The organism is Paenibacillus sp. M2 (genome assembly GCF_046713495.1).
Lineage (GTDB): Bacteria > Bacillota > Bacilli > Paenibacillales > Paenibacillaceae > Paenibacillus > Paenibacillus amylolyticus_B.
Genome location: NZ_CP169648.1, coordinates 2,686,693 through 2,703,682 on the forward strand (window position 1 = coordinate 2,686,693; position 16,990 = coordinate 2,703,682).

Sequence of the window (16,990 nt, forward strand, 5' to 3'; positions counted from 1 at the left end):
ACATAGTAGGTTAGGGGGATGACATTGCTTTCTGCATATTGGAGGTACTTTTTATATGTAACTGAACATAAATTGAATGTTTTAATAGAGTGCTGGCATGAAGGTCTATATGCACAGGGGTTGCTTCATGATTTATCCAAGTTTTGTCCTCAAGAATTTATTCCTTATGCAATCAAGTTTTATGCGGGTCGTAAAGATGAAGATACAGAACTAAGATGGAAGAACGCATGGTTACATCACCAGAATCATAATAAACATCATTGGGAGTACTGGATTGTAAACAGAACTACAAAAGAAGCTCTGCCTATGCCACAAAAATATTTTATAGAAATGGTATGTGACTGGAGGTCTTTTTCGAGAAAATGGGGCCGCAGAGTCAAAGATTCCAATTTGGCAGAACGCATGATGAACTCGGAAGATGTTATTCTACATCCAATGACGAGAGAAGCGCTTATGCAGTACTTATTAGAGAGGTGAATAATGATGATCCAAGATGATATGCGCTTTTTGGAATTGGCCATAGAAGAGCGGGCTGCCGTAAAACGAAAAATGCGGAAAGAATGGAATGTTAGACGGGGAATTATCAATACAGTGTGGGATGAAAGGTTCATATGATAACAGGTGGAATTACAAAAAACACTCTGATTAATGATTTAAGACGATTAGGTGTTAAGAAGGGCATGACGATAATCGTTCATTCCTCCTTCAAAGCAACAGGTAAGGTTATAGGCGGCCCGGTAAGTGTTATTTTAGCTCTGGAAGAAGCCGTTGGAACCAATGGAACCATTGTCATGCCCACTCAAACAGAACATCTTTGTGAACCTTCAGAGCATGACGCGAACCTGTCTTCAGAGGAAAATGAGTTCATCAAAGAAAATATGCCTATTTATTATCCTGACTTAACACCAACCTCGTATATGGGCATCATTCCTGAGGTGTTTCGGAGTCAAGATGGTGTGTTTCGAAGCTCACATCCGCACATGTCTTTTGCTGCCTGGGGGAAAGAGGCAAAACGGATAACGGAAGATCACAACTTGCATTATGCATTAAATGAGAAATCTCCGTTAGGAAAAATCTATGATTTGAGTGGATACATTCTGTTACTTGGTGCACCTACAAATAGTAACACCTCCCTGCACCTGGTCGAGTATAAACAGCAGAATACATTTGTTAAGCCAAAAGTCTGGGGAGTAAAAATGCTGGTGGATGGACTTGAACAATGGACTACATACGATGATATTAACAATGAATCAGATGATTTTGAATTGATTTTTAATGAGTTTAAGATCCAGACTAAAGCTGTTACCGAAGGAATGGTAGGGAAAGCAGTGAGTTATTTGATACCCCAAAGAGAGATGGTTGATTATGCTTTGGGATGGATGAATCGGAACCGAAGAGAACATATAGGGCAGTGAATCATCTCAAAAAGAAAGAAGGGGGAAATGTAATCATGACCAAAGAGATTGAAGATTTGCTTCAAACTTTTGAAGAATGGGCTTTGTTTGTTAAGACGATGAATCATCTTGAAGAGAAGACCTGGAATTCGAGCTTGGAAGAAGGAAAATGGACGATAAAATCAATCGTAAGTCATATCATGTTATGGGACCGATATTTTTACAAGGAAGCGATTGAGAAGATTGCGCTGAAGCAGGAAGTTACGTTGAAACATATCAATTTTGAAGAGTTTAATCGAAAAGCTATTGAGTACGGGAACCGAACAGAGACGTCCGAAATCGTAAATAAGGCTATCACGTACCGCCATAAAATTATGAATGACATTCGAGGGTTATCGGAAGAACAGCTTCATCAGACGTATTTGGACGCAGAAGGGAACGTATTTTATATTCCGCAATACCTTAAAGATTTTATATGGCATGACAATCATCATATGGAACCATTGAAGAAATATCTTGCCAACCTTGAAGCGTAAAGGATTTAGAAGGCAGGGGGCAGCACGGAATGCAGTATGTGGCGTGCTTTGAATATAATAAGTATTCCAAACCAAGGAGGGATTGTAGTGAGTACTCATACAATTGAATTAACTCAAGAAAGTCTAATCGGGTCATTTACCAATGAGGTAACTCCCATATTGAGCGTGAAATCTGGTGACACCATTCGTTTTCAGACGCTGGATGCGGGCTGGGGAACGGGTGTGAGTTATGCGGAACGCATGAAACCTTTTGATCGACAAGGTGAAAAAGATGGAGGTCATGCCTTAATCGGTCCGATCTATATCGATGAGGCGAAGCAAGGACAGACGTTGGAGATTGTTTTCAATGAGATCGTACTCGGGAGTTACGGGTTTACTTCCGCTGGCGGATATCCGAACTGGCAGAACCAGAAGTTACATCTAACAGAGGTTGAAGAACTGTCGCTGAATTGGACACTTGATCGTCAAACGATGAATGGAACCTGTGAAATAAAAGGAAAGTCCTTCACTGTATCTCTCTCGCCGTTTATGGGTGTAGTGGGCATGCCGCCAGAGTCACGAGGGATTCATACAACATGGCCGCCTCGCTATTGTGGAGGAAACATCGACTGCAAGGAACTGGTGCAGGGAAGTAAATTATATTTACCTATTCCCGTAGACGGAGGTTATCTCGCAATTGGTGATGGTCATGCACGGCAGGGGGACGGTGAAGTCAGCTGTCAGGCCATTGAATGTCCGATGGAGCTTGTCGATATCACGATCAACGTGATTAATGATATGATTTTAACCAATCCTCGTGCACATACGCCATCCGGCTGGATTACCTTCGGTTTTCATGAAGATCTGAATGAGGCTACGGTTCAAGCATTAGACGGAATGCTCCATCTGATTGGTGAGTTGTACGGACTAGATCGAGTGGAAGCGATTGCACTTGGAAGCGCGGTAATTGACCTGCGTATCACCCAAATTGTGAATGGCGTTAAGGGTGTGCATGCTGTCCTTCCACATGATGCTTTTAAGTAACTTGAGCCCCGTTATACGTCGTATTAGATGAACTTGGGAGTCGATAAAATGAGAGGCAGACCACAGATCGTTTTAGATATCGCAGGGGTTTTGTTAAGTAATATGTCATTGACGTGCTGGAGAGATATGATTCAGGAAACCAACCTATCGGCAGCATCCTTGAAAGTACATTTTACAGGAATCAAGCGACAGCTCTGGACAGGAATAATGCGAGAAGAAGAGTTCTGGCAATCGTTGAATCAGGCTTATCCCGAATTATCAATAAGCCGAGCGAAGGACATCTTAACCAATTCAATTGTTCCCTTACCAGCGGCTCAATACCTTGAGCGATGGAGTGAGTTTGCCGATATCCATCTGCTCAGCAATCATTGTAAGGAGTGGATTGAGCCGAATCTGAACCGTTTAAGCTTATTTACCAAAAGTATAACCATCTCTAATCAAGTGGGTTTATGCAAGCCTGAGATTGAGATATATCAACGGGTCGAGACTTTCCTGGCAACTGGAGAAGAGGTTCTATTTATAGATGATAAAGAGAAAAATTTACATTCGGCTAAGCTACTTGGTTGGAAGACTTTACTGGCTGACGAAGCAGGAGATTGGGTTAATGAAGTTGAGTCATTGCTAATTTAGACGGTAAATAACCCTAAACTCCAAATTGCTTTAGATGATGATCTAAATGCTTGTATATGCCTTTACCCCATTGATCGGCTGTTAATTTTCCGAAGAAGGGATGGGGGTGGCGCGAGAATTTTTCTGAAGCACCTTGTTGAAAGATATTAATCTGCTGCTCGAGTTTTTCTTTTTCTGTTATAAACTGTCGATGGTCATCAATAATGATTGTCGGGATCGTAGACATATTATGGGGCAAGGGCTTGTCATTATAAAACATTGGTTTTGCGAACCGTCCTATAAGTCTCCCAAGTAATCCTCTAGGTGGAAAAGCATTTCCTAAGGGGATATCATGAAATGCTGAACAGTGAGCCAGCATTTGAGAGACCTGCATCGTGCCCCATTTAGGGATGGAATTTTCACTAAGTTGATCCATGCGCTCTGTAATTTCAGCGGCATTTATCGTATCAAATATACTTTTCACAAGAACACCTCAGTCCTTCAAGATATATAATTTGAACTTGAACTATCATCATTCTATTATTGAAAGGTTTATCCTCTTACTATCAAGAATAATAAGATATGGTAAGTTTAGTCAATGTATTATGGGGAAATCACAATTGAAATCGGAGGATACGAATTTGGAAAATAAGGAAACATTTAATCTCGTAGCAGATGAATATGAACGATATAGACCTGTCTATCCGAGTGAAATGTTTGATGATATTTTTACATATCTGAATCTCAATAAAGACGATTCCATTCTTGAGATTGGCTGCGGAACGGGACAGGCCACAAGCGGATTGGTGAGCGAGGATTATACAAACATCACCTGTATTGAATTAGGCAGTAACTTGGCACAGTTCACCGCAGACAAATTCAAGTCATATCCATCGATTCAAGTAATCAACACTTCCTTTGAGGAATGGAATAACGAAGAAAAGCGATTTCAATTGATTGTGTCAGGAACGGCCTTTCACTTCATTGATCCGGAAGTAGGTTACAACCGGGCTTGGGAATTGCTAGAGAATACAGGCGGCATTGGACTTTTCTGGACGATTCATGTACCGGTCTATGACCCGCTGCACAATGAAATTCGTTCCCACTACACAGCATTAGCCCCTCATTTAGATGATTCTCAATATCCTTCGCCAGATGAAGTTATCCAGGAGCGTAAAGAAATAACAGAAAAATCCGGCTTGTTCACGGATATTGAGGTTAAGGAGTATAACTGGATACAGTCCTGTTCCAGCGAAGAGTATGTCTCGCTGTTAAATACCAATTCCAAACATCAGCAGCTTTCTGATGATGTTCGGCGTTCACTTCTGGAGCGAGTCAAAGATTCCATTGATGCTGCAGGTGGAACGATAGAGAAACAACATAAGGTTGCTCTTTTTCTAGGGAAGAAAAAGGTCTAAGGATATATGTTTTCATTATTTCACAGAAGAACAGGAGGGAATATATGAGTGATCCGCGTTCAACATACAGTATCCAAACGGCAGTGTTAAGTTTACAAGAGGAATTAGAGAGGTTAAAGATGCAGGCGGTCATGGGGTGGTCCAAAGAATTCCGAAATCTGGAGTGGTATGGTTTGAAAAATGGAATGCGTGTATTGGAGGTCGGAAGCGGACCAGGTTACATTACAGAGCAATTATTAAACAGTCTGCCGGACAGCGAGCTTACCTCGCTTGAGATTGATCGTTCACTGCAAGCACAAGCCAAAGAACGGCTGAAAGATATTCCTTCCAAGCGAGTACAATTTGTAGAGTCTTCCATCTACCAGATGGATCTGCCTGATGATTCTTTTGATTTTGTCGTGGCAAGACTGATCTTTCTTCACTTGAACAATCCTGACGAAGCTGCACAAGAGATATACCGTGTACTGAAGCCTGGCGGCCATCTTGCCATTATTGATGTGGATGACGGCGTTTTTGGAGCGGTGAATCCTGATGTTCCTGCTTTGCATACGGTATTAATGAAAATTTCGGATTATGTGGCACAACACGGCGGTAATCGTTTAATTGGTAGAAGTCTGCCGCGTCTCCTTTCTGAGAACGGATACATCGATGTTGACATTGATTCTGTCCTTCAACATAGTGATCTGTTAGGCATAGAAGGCTTTAAGCACCAGTTTAATCTTAATCGTTTTGTACATTTTGCTGAAAAAGGTGTGATTAGTTCGGAGGAATTTGCTCAGCTGCAACAAGCTTCTGAAGCGATAAATCATTCGCCGGAAGCCTATGCCATGATGAATTTCATTACAGCTTGCGGCACGAAGCCATTGTAAGAACTGTGTACCTTTGAAATAAGCTTTACTTGCTCGGTGCTCGGACACTGTCTATGACAGACTAAGCTTCCTAAGAGAAGGAGGATGGGAATGAATATCGCTCAAGCTTTCCAGGAAACTGTAGTGCAAGGAGATCATCAAGGTATGATTGATTTGCTGAAAAAATATGAACAATCCAGCAAGTTATCTGTCAATGAACGAGGTTGGGTCTACTGGAATGTTTCCGATGGTTATGCCTTGTTAAGTGAGCCGGAACTGCTTTATGCCAATCACCGGGCATTCTTCGAATGGGGGAAAGAAAATCTCGCCCCGGAGCAGTTACACTGGTTCGTTTCGGATTCAACACAAGCGTTGTCATTATCTCTGGGGAACTACTTTAATTATTGGATGGATTGGTACCATTATGCTTGTGATCATGCCCCGAAGTTGGATACCAACCGAGGTGTTCGATTCGAAAGCCATCGGGCTTTGGGTGGCTCGCTTTGGGTTTTGGAGAGATACAGTGAAATGAACAGTGTGCTTGAAAATATGAACCAGCTCATACAAGAAGATGATTCATGGTCCAATATTCTTTTTGCCCGGATTACATACAACAAACAGCGTCTGGTCTATCTGTATCATACCGCGGATTTTGCGGGAGTCGAAGCTCTTGTAAACGAAACGATGGACTGGATTGATGAAATCAATGATAGAGCACTACGGATTTCAAGAAAAGATGAAGTGGTCGGCAGCTGGGAGGATATTAATGTCTCCAGAAATTCGCAGAGAGATATCACAATTGCGTTAAACAATTTGGCCTGTATTTTAACGGATATCGAAAGGTATGAGGAAAGTGTGAATTTGTTTATCCAGATACAGGAACGTGGTCACCACATGAATGCATATGGTTTTTCCAAATGGATATATTCGATCTGGAAGACAAGAGGGACTGAGGCAGTTAAAGATGAATTAGTAGCTAATGCATCTTATGAAATAGCTGACCTTGTGAAACATACTCCTGAACTATTAGAGCTCAAAGATTAGGTTTGAGGTTGTATAAAAGAGGACTGAACTGCAAGGACTAAGAAAGAAGGAATGCATGAAGTGAACTATGACATCTTGTTAAACAGATTTCCGAATGTGAACATTGTTAAACTAACAGGTGGTTATACCAATACGACCCTTTTACTTGAGGGAACTGATCCGCAAATGATAGCTAAAATCTATCATGTAGAGAATACAGATGCAAGGACAGAAATAAGCTCGCTAACGTTGTTAAATCATTCTGGCGTGACTCCGCGAGTGCATGATTGCTTTGAAAAAGAAAACTGGCTGTTTGTTATGATGGATTACGTTCCAGGAATAAACGCACAGATGCTGCTGGATGAAGACGGACTTGACCAAGGCAGGAAAATTTATGAGCAGCTTGGTATATATCTCGCCAGAGACGTGCACTCCATCAAACGATATGATTGCGAAGCAGAGTTGCCAGTCATAACGAAGTCCGCTGTTGATGTGGAGGAACTTGAGTTTGTACCCTCCGGAATCAAAAGCATGGTAAAAGAAGTGTTGGATATTTCCAATCATGGGGAGCAAACTCTGATTCACGGAGATTACGGACCGCATAATGTCATGTTATCCAACGATTCAATGTTCATTTTGGACTGGGAGTGGGCAGGGTGGGGCAATCCGTTGTTTGATATCGCATGGGTGGTGTGGTTTGTGCATCTTCATTATCCTCACATGGCAAAGGATCTGTCAGAAGTCTTCTTAAATGCATATACAGAACGTACAGATATTGAAGTAACAAATGATACAATTAGGGCATATTCCACATCCAAAGTAATACAGATCATGAACCGAATCAAGAATGCTCATCCAGATGTACATAGGGAATGGCTGCGCAGATTAGAATGGACACTGCAAGCGAGCTTTGGCAAGGCTTAATCGGAAAATTTCATGAAACGTTGAGAGGAGTGATGTGCTATGAGAAACAATACAAATCTGAGTAGAAGAAATGGAGTTGCCAGAGGTGTTTTTGTCTAACGCAGAGGACCCCCAAGGAAGGGATTCCTTTGTGTAATTTTCACTAGGAGGAATTTCAATCTATGATTCATTTAAACAGTGTGTCGGTGGATAATTGGTATGCATGTACTCAACTGAATGTAACGGAAGAACAGAAAAAAAGTTTTCCCGCGCCGGTTGTATATTGGATTGCTGAATCCAAGGTTGTGACCGATTTTCGACCCATGGCCATCTATGCTGATTCGGATCTGGTTGGTTTTGCTGTGTACTCAGATAAGCCAGATCATGAGGATAACTATTGGCTTCTTGCGCTAATGATAGATACCAAATATCAGGGCAGAGGTTATGGAAGAGAATCGCTTAAGAAGTTGATTGATCTAATGAAAGAATCGCTGAATTGCAAATGCATCATGATTGGACACAGGCCGGAAAATGGTATCGCCGGGAATCTGTATGAATCACTTGGTTTTCAGAGAGTAAGTGAGGGATTGATCGATGGCGAAGTCGTTCGGCTTCTAAGATGCAAGTAGTGCCAAAAAACACGCGATTTGGATTGTAAAGGAGGTAGCTTTTCTTTGAAGCATGTACACATTATTTCTCATTACTCTTTATCATGTTAGGAATTGTGATTATTACGATCTCGAAAATGATTGAAGAGGTGATTCCCAAACTAGGGTATGCAGCATTCCAGTCAGCAGCAGCTGGAAGTTATACTCCGAGTGATTATCAAGTGAATTTTGCACTGAATTATTGGATAGGCGCGATATGCGTTTTGGGTGGAGTTATCTGTTTATTAGCTAGAATGAATTGGGTTCAGAACTCCATTCGTGAAATGAATATAAGAAACAAAGCGTTTGATGAAACTCATGCCGACACAAGAGAACTGAAATAGGCTATGATATGACATAAAAAAAGAAAGGGCAGATCAATATGATTACATTCCAATACTTTGAACCGGAAGATTTTGATCAACTAATCGAATGGAGTGGGGATGAAGCGTTTCTACTCCAGTGGGCTGGCCCGCAGTTCCATTATCCACTTTCCAAGGAACAGCTAGCAGATTATTTGCATGGTGCGAATGATAAGAACACTTCGAATAAGTTCATTTATAAAGTGATGGATGAATCAACTCAGGAGATTGTGGGCCATATTGCTCTTGGCGGTATCGATCGATATAATCGTTCAGGACGTATCGGTAAGGTACTTCTTGGTAAGCCATATCAGGGTAAAGGCTATGGAAAGCAAATGATCGATGAGGCACTTCGAATTGGATTTGAAGAGGAGAAGTTACACCGGATCAGTCTGGGTGTATTTGATTTTAATGTCTCAGCCATCCGATGTTATGAAAAAGCGGGCTTTGTACGAGAAGGACTTATTCGTGATGCGAGAAGACATGAAGATACATTCTGGAATCTTATCGAGATGAGCATTCTAGAAAACGAATGGAAGAAATAGCTTCTCAAAAGGGCTCATTATACTTGAGAGGAGGTTTACCCACCCGTCATGCTGAACATACTAAAAAAGCTGACTTTTTGGTTTGTTATTTTCTCGCTAACCGTATGTTTCATTAATCTATCAGGGAACGATGATAAGAATATTCTGATTTATCTAACGAATCCTATAAATCCGTTGCTGAATGACTGGTTGACCCAAATAAATACAAATCCAGAGACGACTTCATTTTTCAGGCCGTTGATATACTTGTTCCATTTGATTTTTTGGGGAGGAGTGGGGCTCATCCTCGATCGGGTCATTATGAAGCTTAAGCGTAATAGGTAGATATGAGCAACTCTCAGAAAAAGGTCATCTTTCTTGAGAAACACTTCGATGAACGGATGTAATAACTACGTGTACGAAAATTTAAAAGGTACTGTCCTCCTGTCATTTTCATGACAGAGGACAGTACCTTATTTACTTCCTTCCTGATTGATTACAATGATCCCCGTATCAATAAATTCCTTCACAGGCGCGCCGTCGCTTGCGAGTAACAAGGTCTCCATCATTTTGGCACCCCAGACTCCTTCATTCTGTGAGATAACGGCAGACAATTGACCGTTGAGCAACCCGTTTTCACTGGTCGGGCTATCACCGAACGCGATTAAATGCCGGTTAAGGCCTTTCGCTTTCCAGATCAGGGTAGAGGCAGAGACGGATACAAAATCGAGCCCAATAATCGCATTGAAGTGAGGGTGAGCTTGAATCATGTTCTCCATATCGGACATGGCTTGATCTTCATTCCCTTGATGATAACGAACCTCCAAGATTTCGATGTCTGTTTCACTGCGGATATAATCAATGAATCCATTAAGCCGCTGTTGCAAACCTTGCATCTCCTCCAAGCCGTTCTCGACAAGAATCATACCTTGATTATGCAGGAGTCGTGTAGTCGTCATCGCGAACTGCTGGCCAGTGCGATAGTTATCGGCGCCCACATAAGCGATTCGATGACTGGATGGGACATCTGACTCAAATGTAATGACAGGAATACCCGCAGCTTGGGCTGCATCAATAACGGGTGTAAGTGCAGCAGCATCCACAGGAGAAATAGCTATCCCGTCCACATGCTGTTTGATCATATTCTCCATGATACGGATCTGTTGTTCGGTATTGGCTTCATCAGGTGCGTTTACAATTAACGTAATACTGTGTTTCCCTGCATACTCCGTTGCATCCTTCGTGATCATCTCATAGGTTGGATACGTCATTGGATAGATAATACCGAAAGTTTTGCTCGCTGCAGATTTCTCTACAGGTGAAGTCGCAGGAAGTGTTGCAGCCATCTGCTGTGGACGAATGTTTGCCGAACCGAATGAAATGATCATCGGGAACACAAGTATTAGTGTAAGTAAAAGTGCAAATCTGGCTTTATTCATACATTGGCTCTTTTCTCATATCTGATGGTCTGGTCTGCGATGCCTCGGTCCCTTGAGTTCGGTATTCTCTTGGTGTAAAACCTGTTGTTTTCTTGAATATATTAGAAAAATAGTGAGAGTCATTGTAACCAACTTTGTAAGCAACCTCAAAGGTTTTGTTGTTGGTTGTTTTCAGCAGCTCCTTGGCTTTGCCGATTCGAATCTGGGTTAGATACTCCGTTATCGTTTGACCAGTTTCCTGACTGAAAATCTTGCTTAGATGACTTGGACTGATTCTGACGTGTGCAGAAATCATCTTCAACGAGACCTGTTCGTTATTGTATTCACGAGATACATAGGCTTTCACCTGATCAATGACATCACTGTATTTTCCGGAGCAGGCTGCTCTTCTCTGCCATAACAGGTTAAGCAGGGAACACAGATATTGGGTGCAATCCTCCCAGCACGTAATCTTCCGGATCGTCTGCTGCAGGGAAGTAATGTTCTCATCCGAATGGTCACTCATGCGGAACAGCTGATTCGCAAGCCGAAACGACTCCAGCGTAAGATCATTCAACAGATAGAAGCCATACGAGGAGGACTTCCAGTCAAAGGACTGTAATGGAGCGGCAAACTCCTGCACAAAATGGTCACGCAGATTGGGGCTGCCGATTTTGAGGAATTCAAGAAAAGAATTCCTGTCGAGAAAAAGAGTCGTGTGCTCATCCGGGTTGATTTCACGTAGAGAAGCTCTGTTCTGAAGGGTGAGCCGGGTAATATATTTATCCTCCTCCGCTTCCAGATACGAGACATGAATTCCTTGCAGACGCTCCTGTTGACTGCCAATGCCCAGAATAATATTACATTTGAACATATGTTCAAGTTCCATACGAACCCGCCCGCGAAGCTGCTCCAGATATACGGATATGCTGTCATCGGAGTGATACTTGAGCAGAAGCACCAACTCGGTTCGGCTTCGAATATAAGGAAGAAGTTCAACGTGGGGATCACGAGTTTCCTCCAGTATGGGAAGTAGCTTCTTCATCAGGGATTCCGGGTCCCGGGAATCATCTGTTAATCGAACGTCGATAATGACAATGGTATAATACCTGGCCGAGAGAGGAAGTGAGAGTTGTTTGGCTGATTCAATTGCATCGGTTGTACCGATGAGTCCTCCGCACAGATCGGCCAGCAGTTTTTCTTTGGTGATCGTCCGGTTTGTCATGCGTTGATGTTCTTCATCCATTTGTTTGCTGACCTTATGCAGCATTTGGATTAGCTCTGCTGCACTAATGGGCTTTAGACAGTACTCGGTCACACCAAGTCGGATGGCCTCCTGGGCATAGCTGAATTCATCATGACCACTCATGATAATGATTTTGATATCAGGTTGTTGAGTGCGAACGATGGAGGTCAGTTCCAATCCGTTCATAAATGGCATTTTGATATCTGTAATCAAAATATCCGGAGCCCATTCATGAATTAAAGGTAACGCAAGCTCACCGTCGGGTGCATCCCCGCAGTAGTGAAAACCTTCCTTTTCCCAATCGATGCAGCTCCGTATATTCTCCCGAATTCCAATTTCGTCATCCACGATCATCACCTTTTTCAACGGTTAACCTCCTTGCTTTTGGGGATACGAATCATAAATGTGCTGCCTTCCATATACGTACTTTCCATTTCAACACCATAAGATGGTCCAAAATATAGTCGAATCCGGTGATGTACATTGAGCAGACCGAATCCGCCTTCCTGCTCGTCATCTTGGGGTGAACGGGAAGCAGCCGGCTTCTCCAGCTCTTCACGTAATTGTGCCAATCGATCCGCAGACATGCCAATTCCGTTGTCCTGTACGGTGAGAATGATGCTATTGTCCTCTACATATCCATGTATGGATATCAGCCCTTGACCGCGTTTGTTCTTGATCCCATGATAGAGCGCGTTTTCAATCAGGGGCTGCAGCGTCATTTTCAAAATGGGATAATCCTGAAGCTCACGATCAACGCTGATCTCGTAGGTGAGAATATCGTGGTACCTCATCTGTTGAATAACCAAGTAACTCCGCGCATGTTCAAGCTCGGTTTGAATGGATACCCAGTCGAATCCTTTGTTCAGACTCAAACGAAAGAACTTCGAGAGGGCTTGCACAAGTTTGATTACATTTTCTTTTTTCTCTGCTTCAGCCATCCATAAAATAGACTCCAACGTGTTATACAGGAAATGAGGGTTGATTTGAGCTTGCAGCGTACGTAGTTCAGCTATTTTCACCTGTTCATTCTCCCGGATGCTCTTTTCGATTAGCATTTTGAGCTTATCCAGCATCACGTTGAAGCTTTTGCCCAGATCAGCAATTTCGTCCGAGCCGTGTGGTGTGACTTTGGCTTCCAAGTAACCGTTTGCAGCTTTACGCATCTTGTTCATCAGAATTTGGATGGGAAGAATCAGTCGATTATTCAGGAAAAAATATAACGATATTGCAAAGAAGGCACTTAACAAAACCGTGATGATGATTAATTGGCGAATGCTATTGGCCTCTGCAATGATTTCCTGATAAGGAGCTACCCCGATCATTTTCCATCCGGTCTGTTTTGAGGTGCTGTATACAACAAACTGGGGCTTGGATCCTGCAGACAGAATAAAGCTGTCGTGCTGTAGATGTAAAGGGACCGATCGGATCTGATCCATCATGGTTATGGATGCCGTGGTGGCATCCGGCCTGAAGAGTGTATTTCCGTGTTGATCACTAATATAGAAAAAACCGGAATCCTTAATGGGGGTATTCGTCAAAAAATCATCAATGAACGAATCATTTAAATCAATTACTATGAACCCGATGACCTCATGTGTAATTCTCTCTTTGACCGTGGTTATAATTGAAAGCGCATTCTGTTTAGGGTAAGCAAACCCATCCAGCCTGTTATATTCGGCATAGGCTGCAGAATGAGGAATGCGCAGAATGGCATCCGGATACTGTATCAGATACTTGAAGTACGGGTTACGCAGCGGATTTCGTTCCAGCTTGAACACGCCTTTTCGTTCACTTATGCCTTTTCCATAAAAATTCACGAACGAGATATTAAGTACCTTGTCATACTTGTAGGTTTCCCGATAAAGATTGTATGTCTGAAGGATGGCTTTGGCTTCCGGGTAGGACTCCGATTGAGAATACAGATATTGAAGCACTTGCGGGTTCTTGCCCAGTTCGAGCAGCCGTTCCGTATCTTCAAACAAGATGTCAATGTTCCTGGCAAGCTGGTCGGCAACCAGCTGTGTCGAGGCCTTGTTATGATTGGATACGACCGTATAAGATTTGTGGTAAGAAATCAATCCAACCACGATCAGTGGTACTGAACTGAGGATGATAAACATGCTGAGTAATTTAAGCCTGAGGCTTGAAGCAATCCATTGAATGAGTTTCAACGTATTCCACTCCATCTGAAGGGATCAAAAATGTATCATTAGTATAACATGATTTTCTAATATGTAAGAGAATCGCTAAATACTACACAATTAAACAAAGAAATTACACTTTTTAAACTCCATTTTTTGAAATTACTAAATTATTACATAAATAAAGTATGAGACTCCATATAAGCTCGTAATGAAAGCGTTTTATAATGTGGTCACACCACAAGGTGAAACGAAAAAGGGAGGATCACAACATGCGAACCAAAAAAAAGTGGGGACTTGCCATAACATTGGCTATGGTGATGCTGGTCAGCACGGCATGTAGCAGTACCAATGGAGGAGCAGGCTCCGATAATGAAACTTCAACGAGTGGGAATGGCAGTACACCTGCCAGCGCCAAAACAATTACGCTTGGTTTTTCGCAGGTTGGTGCGGAGAGTGGCTGGCGTTCGGCGAATACCAAGTCGATTCAGGATTCAGCCAAAGAAGCGGGTTATGATTTGAAATTCTCCGATGCGCAGCAGAAGCAGGAAAATCAAATTAAAGCTTTGCGATCCTTCATACAACAGAAGGTGACGGTGATCGCTTTTTCCCCTGTTGTAGAATCCGGTTGGGATACCGTATTGAAGGAAGCGAAGGATGCAGGAATTCCCGTGATTTTGACGGACCGTGCTGTGGATTCCCCGGATAAAACCCTCTACAAAACCTTTATTGGCTCCGACTTTGTAGAAGAAGGACGCAAAGCAGGTCAGTGGCTTAGTGACCAATACAAGGACACACAAGACGAGATCAATATCGTTGAGCTGCAGGGCACTACAGGCTCCGCACCGGCGAATGACCGTCAAGAGGGCTTTATGGAATTGATTGCTTCCAATTCGAAGCTTAAAGTGATTGCTTCACAATCGGGTGACTTTACACGTGCCAAAGGCAAAGAAGTCATGCAAGCTTTCCTCAAAGCACATAAAAAAATAGATGTTCTCTATGCACATAATGACGATATGGCACTTGGTGCAATTCAGGCCATTGAAGCGGCAGGATTGAAACCAGGCGTAGATATTACCATTATCTCTGTGGATGCCGTGAAGGATGGGATGCAGGCTGCTGCTGATGGCAAAATCAACTTTATCGTTGAATGTAATCCGTTGTTAGGACCTCAATTAATGGAAGCGGTTCAATCGGTAGTAGACGGGAAAGACATCGAACCCCGAATTGTTACGGATGAGACGACCTTCACATCGGAGCAAGCCAAAGAAGCATTGCCAACACGCGAATATTAAAAGCAGATTCGTATAACACCGAAAAGTCATTTTTCGACCAGGCTGTCGCTAAATGACTTTTTTCCATAACAAAGGAGAGGGTTATATGGCCGAGCAAGCACCCATTTTGCAAATGACAGGCATCACCAAACAATTTCCCGGGGTTAAAGCGCTGTCCAGCGTCAGCTTTCGCTTGTTTCCGGGCGAGATTCATGCCTTGATGGGTGAGAACGGAGCGGGGAAGTCGACGCTTATTAAAGTTTTGACCGGCGTTTATTCCATTGATGAAGGAACGGTAAGCATGGATAACCGGGATCTTTCGATCTCCGGTCCGCTTGAAGCGCAAAAGGCGGGAATCAGTACCGTTTACCAGGAGGTCAATCTCTGTCCCAACTTAACGGTTGCTGAGAATATTTTCATCGGGCGGGAACCCATGCGATTTGGCAAAATCAATTGGAAACAAATGAACAAAGATGCGGAGAACATTCTGCGAGACAGATTACATCTGTCCATCGACGTTAAGGCTCCTTTACAGACCTACTCGGTCGCGATGCAACAACTGATTGCAATTGCAAGAGCACTCAGCATCTCGGCCAAAGTGCTCATATTGGATGAACCCACATCCAGTCTGGACAAAAACGAGGTTCAGCAACTGTTTCGTATTATGCACAAATTAAAGAGTGAAGGTCTCGCAATTCTTTTTGTTACTCATTTTCTTGATCAGGTATACGAAATGTCGGATCGTCTAACGGTGCTCCGTAACGGGGAATTGGAAGGAGAGTACATAGCCGCAGAACTTCCACGCATGGAACTGGTGCTCAAGATGATCGGCAAGGAGCTCGAGGTGCTTGAGGAGCTTCCGAAGGAAGCGGATGCTGCCCAGGCGGAGTCGGGAGAACTGTTAATTACCGCCAAGGCACTTGGACGGAAAGGCGCCATTGAGCCGTTCGATCTGGACATTCGCAAGGGAGAAGTCGTGGGCTTGGCTGGGTTATTGGGGTCTGGTCGTACCGAGATCGCTCGCCTTTTCTTTGGTGCAGATCGTTCAGATGTAGGCAAGCTGCTCGTTGTAGATACAGGAAGTACGGTCAAGTCGCCGCGTCATGCAATTGATCAGAATATTGCTTTTTGCTCCGAGAACCGTAAAACCGAAGGCATAATCGATGATTTGACCATTCGGGAGAACATTATTCTGGCTTTACAAGCGACACGAGGTTGGTCCAAACCAATCTCACGCAAGAAACAGGATGAGATCGCCGAAAAGTACATCAACCTGTTAAATATCCATCCGAAAAACCCGGAGCATTTAATTAAAAATCTGAGCGGCGGTAATCAGCAAAAGGTGTTGCTTGCACGGTGGCTGCTGATGAACCCCGATCTGTTGATTCTCGATGAACCTACGCGTGGAATTGATATCGGTGCCAAGACTGAAATACAGAAGCTGGTGCTCTCTCTGTCGAAGCAGGGCATGGCCGTGCTGTTCATTTCGTCCGAGCTGGAAGAAGTGATTCGTGTCAGCCACCGAATTGCCGTAATCCGGGACCGCAAAAAAGTGAAAGAACTTAGCGGGGATCAGATCCATCAACAGCAAATCATGAAAGCAATGGCAGGAGGTTAAAGA

The 16,990-nt window shown here is 43.1% G+C and carries 18 protein-coding genes; 14 read left to right on the forward strand and 4 right to left on the reverse strand.

Annotated features, from left to right (window positions below; translation table 11 throughout):
• The first annotated feature begins 18 nt into the window (after window positions 1-18).
• From ACETMN_RS12535 to ACETMN_RS12555, 5 genes are all read left to right on the forward strand, one after another.
• Window positions 19-477: a DUF5662 family protein gene (locus ACETMN_RS12535; RefSeq protein WP_219845134.1), complete on the forward strand. Its 459-nt coding sequence runs from the start codon at window positions 19-21 to the stop codon at window positions 475-477.
• Window positions 478-611: 134 nt separating this feature from the next.
• Entirely contained in the window at window positions 612-1,415 is an 804-nt protein-coding gene (locus tag ACETMN_RS12540) for an aminoglycoside N(3)-acetyltransferase (protein ID WP_411736182.1), read from the forward strand.
• A gap of 35 nt (window positions 1,416-1,450) precedes the next feature.
• Complete coding sequence (locus tag ACETMN_RS12545; protein ID WP_411736183.1) at window positions 1,451-1,930, forward strand: DinB family protein; 480 nt, start codon at window positions 1,451-1,453, stop codon at window positions 1,928-1,930.
• A gap of 87 nt (window positions 1,931-2,017) precedes the next feature.
• On the forward strand, window positions 2,018-2,953 hold the full coding sequence (locus tag ACETMN_RS12550; protein WP_411736184.1) for an acetamidase/formamidase family protein: 936 nt from the start codon (window positions 2,018-2,020) through the stop codon (window positions 2,951-2,953).
• A gap of 48 nt (window positions 2,954-3,001) precedes the next feature.
• The gene (locus tag ACETMN_RS12555; RefSeq protein ID WP_179198548.1) at window positions 3,002-3,583 is read left to right on the forward strand and encodes an HAD-IA family hydrolase; all 582 of its coding nucleotides are present in this window, start codon (window positions 3,002-3,004) and stop codon (window positions 3,581-3,583) included.
• 13 nt (window positions 3,584-3,596) lie between these two features.
• Here the strand turns inward: ACETMN_RS12555 and ACETMN_RS12560 are convergent, their stop codons facing one another.
• Entirely contained in the window at window positions 3,597-4,046 is a 450-nt protein-coding gene (locus tag ACETMN_RS12560; RefSeq protein ID WP_411736185.1) for a DUF1569 domain-containing protein, read from the reverse strand.
• Between the two features lie 157 nt (window positions 4,047-4,203).
• Between ACETMN_RS12560 and ACETMN_RS12565 the strand changes: the two genes are divergently transcribed.
• The 7 genes from ACETMN_RS12565 to ACETMN_RS12595 all read left to right on the forward strand — a co-directional run bounded on the left by ACETMN_RS12565 (window position 4,204) and on the right by ACETMN_RS12595 (window position 9,308).
• Window positions 4,204-4,980: a class I SAM-dependent methyltransferase gene (locus tag ACETMN_RS12565; RefSeq protein WP_411736186.1), complete on the forward strand. Its 777-nt coding sequence runs from the start codon at window positions 4,204-4,206 to the stop codon at window positions 4,978-4,980.
• 17 nt (window positions 4,981-4,997) lie between these two features.
• Window positions 4,998-5,849: a methyltransferase domain-containing protein gene (locus ACETMN_RS12570; protein ID WP_411736415.1), complete on the forward strand. Its 852-nt coding sequence runs from the start codon at window positions 4,998-5,000 to the stop codon at window positions 5,847-5,849.
• A 90-nt stretch (window positions 5,850-5,939) separates the two neighbouring features.
• On the forward strand, window positions 5,940-6,872 hold the full coding sequence (locus ACETMN_RS12575; protein WP_411736187.1) for a hypothetical protein: 933 nt from the start codon (window positions 5,940-5,942) through the stop codon (window positions 6,870-6,872).
• A 75-nt stretch (window positions 6,873-6,947) separates the two neighbouring features.
• The gene (locus ACETMN_RS12580; RefSeq protein WP_411736188.1) at window positions 6,948-7,775 is read left to right on the forward strand and encodes a phosphotransferase family protein; all 828 of its coding nucleotides are present in this window, start codon (window positions 6,948-6,950) and stop codon (window positions 7,773-7,775) included.
• 161 nt (window positions 7,776-7,936) lie between these two features.
• The gene (locus ACETMN_RS12585) at window positions 7,937-8,383 is read left to right on the forward strand and encodes a GNAT family N-acetyltransferase (RefSeq protein WP_091017096.1); all 447 of its coding nucleotides are present in this window, start codon (window positions 7,937-7,939) and stop codon (window positions 8,381-8,383) included.
• Between the two features lie 83 nt (window positions 8,384-8,466).
• A complete protein-coding gene (locus ACETMN_RS12590; protein ID WP_143786527.1) occupies window positions 8,467-8,745 on the forward strand; it encodes a hypothetical protein in 279 nt (92 codons plus the stop codon).
• A gap of 38 nt (window positions 8,746-8,783) precedes the next feature.
• Complete coding sequence (locus tag ACETMN_RS12595) at window positions 8,784-9,308, forward strand: GNAT family N-acetyltransferase (RefSeq protein WP_091017092.1); 525 nt, start codon at window positions 8,784-8,786, stop codon at window positions 9,306-9,308.
• A gap of 452 nt (window positions 9,309-9,760) precedes the next feature.
• On the opposite strand, the gene ACETMN_RS12600 is transcribed toward ACETMN_RS12595, so the two are convergent.
• The 3 genes from ACETMN_RS12600 to ACETMN_RS12610 are packed head-to-tail and all read right to left on the reverse strand — an operon-like array spanning window position 9,761 to window position 14,125.
• Entirely contained in the window at window positions 9,761-10,726 is a 966-nt protein-coding gene (locus tag ACETMN_RS12600) for a sugar ABC transporter substrate-binding protein (protein WP_091017088.1), read from the reverse strand.
• On the reverse strand, window positions 10,719-12,308 hold the full coding sequence (locus tag ACETMN_RS12605) for a response regulator (protein WP_256975197.1): 1,590 nt from the start codon (window positions 12,306-12,308) through the stop codon (window positions 10,719-10,721). Before ACETMN_RS12605 ends, ACETMN_RS12600 begins: the two co-directional genes overlap by 8 nt.
• Before the next feature lie 5 nt (window positions 12,309-12,313).
• Complete coding sequence (locus ACETMN_RS12610; protein ID WP_091017084.1) at window positions 12,314-14,125, reverse strand: sensor histidine kinase; 1,812 nt, start codon at window positions 14,123-14,125, stop codon at window positions 12,314-12,316.
• Between the two features lie 242 nt (window positions 14,126-14,367).
• On the opposite strand from ACETMN_RS12610, the gene ACETMN_RS12615 reads away from it, so the two are divergent.
• Both ACETMN_RS12615 and ACETMN_RS12620 read left to right on the forward strand, forming a co-directional pair.
• Window positions 14,368-15,390 (forward strand): ABC transporter substrate-binding protein, encoded by a 1,023-nt coding sequence (locus ACETMN_RS12615; RefSeq protein ID WP_017689009.1) that lies wholly within the window; start codon window positions 14,368-14,370, stop codon window positions 15,388-15,390.
• An 85-nt stretch (window positions 15,391-15,475) separates the two neighbouring features.
• A complete protein-coding gene (locus tag ACETMN_RS12620; RefSeq protein WP_411736189.1) occupies window positions 15,476-16,987 on the forward strand; it encodes a sugar ABC transporter ATP-binding protein in 1,512 nt (503 codons plus the stop codon).
• Window positions 16,988-16,990: the final 3 nt, after the last annotated feature.

What these genes read in the sequence shown, in the direction of transcription:
- ACETMN_RS12575 (WP_411736187.1), top strand. Translation starts at nt 5,940, where the DNA reads ATGAATATCGCTCAAGCTTTCCAGGAAACTGTAGTGCAAGGAGATCAT.
- ACETMN_RS12535 (WP_219845134.1), top strand. Translation starts at nt 19, where the DNA reads ATGACATTGCTTTCTGCATATTGGAGGTACTTTTTATATGTAACTGAA.
- ACETMN_RS12545 (WP_411736183.1), top strand. Translation starts at nt 1,451, where the DNA reads ATGACCAAAGAGATTGAAGATTTGCTTCAAACTTTTGAAGAATGGGCT.
- ACETMN_RS12585 (WP_091017096.1), top strand. Translation starts at nt 7,937, where the DNA reads ATGATTCATTTAAACAGTGTGTCGGTGGATAATTGGTATGCATGTACT.
- ACETMN_RS12595 (WP_091017092.1), top strand. Translation starts at nt 8,784, where the DNA reads ATGATTACATTCCAATACTTTGAACCGGAAGATTTTGATCAACTAATC.
- ACETMN_RS12620 (WP_411736189.1), top strand. Translation starts at nt 15,476, where the DNA reads ATGGCCGAGCAAGCACCCATTTTGCAAATGACAGGCATCACCAAACAA.
- ACETMN_RS12600 (WP_091017088.1), bottom strand. Translation starts at nt 10,726, where the DNA reads ATGAATAAAGCCAGATTTGCACTTTTACTTACACTAATACTTGTGTTC.
- ACETMN_RS12555 (WP_179198548.1), top strand. Translation starts at nt 3,002, where the DNA reads ATGAGAGGCAGACCACAGATCGTTTTAGATATCGCAGGGGTTTTGTTA.
- ACETMN_RS12540 (WP_411736182.1), top strand. Translation starts at nt 612, where the DNA reads ATGATAACAGGTGGAATTACAAAAAACACTCTGATTAATGATTTAAGA.
- ACETMN_RS12615 (WP_017689009.1), top strand. Translation starts at nt 14,368, where the DNA reads ATGCGAACCAAAAAAAAGTGGGGACTTGCCATAACATTGGCTATGGTG.
- ACETMN_RS12590 (WP_143786527.1), top strand. Translation starts at nt 8,467, where the DNA reads ATGTTAGGAATTGTGATTATTACGATCTCGAAAATGATTGAAGAGGTG.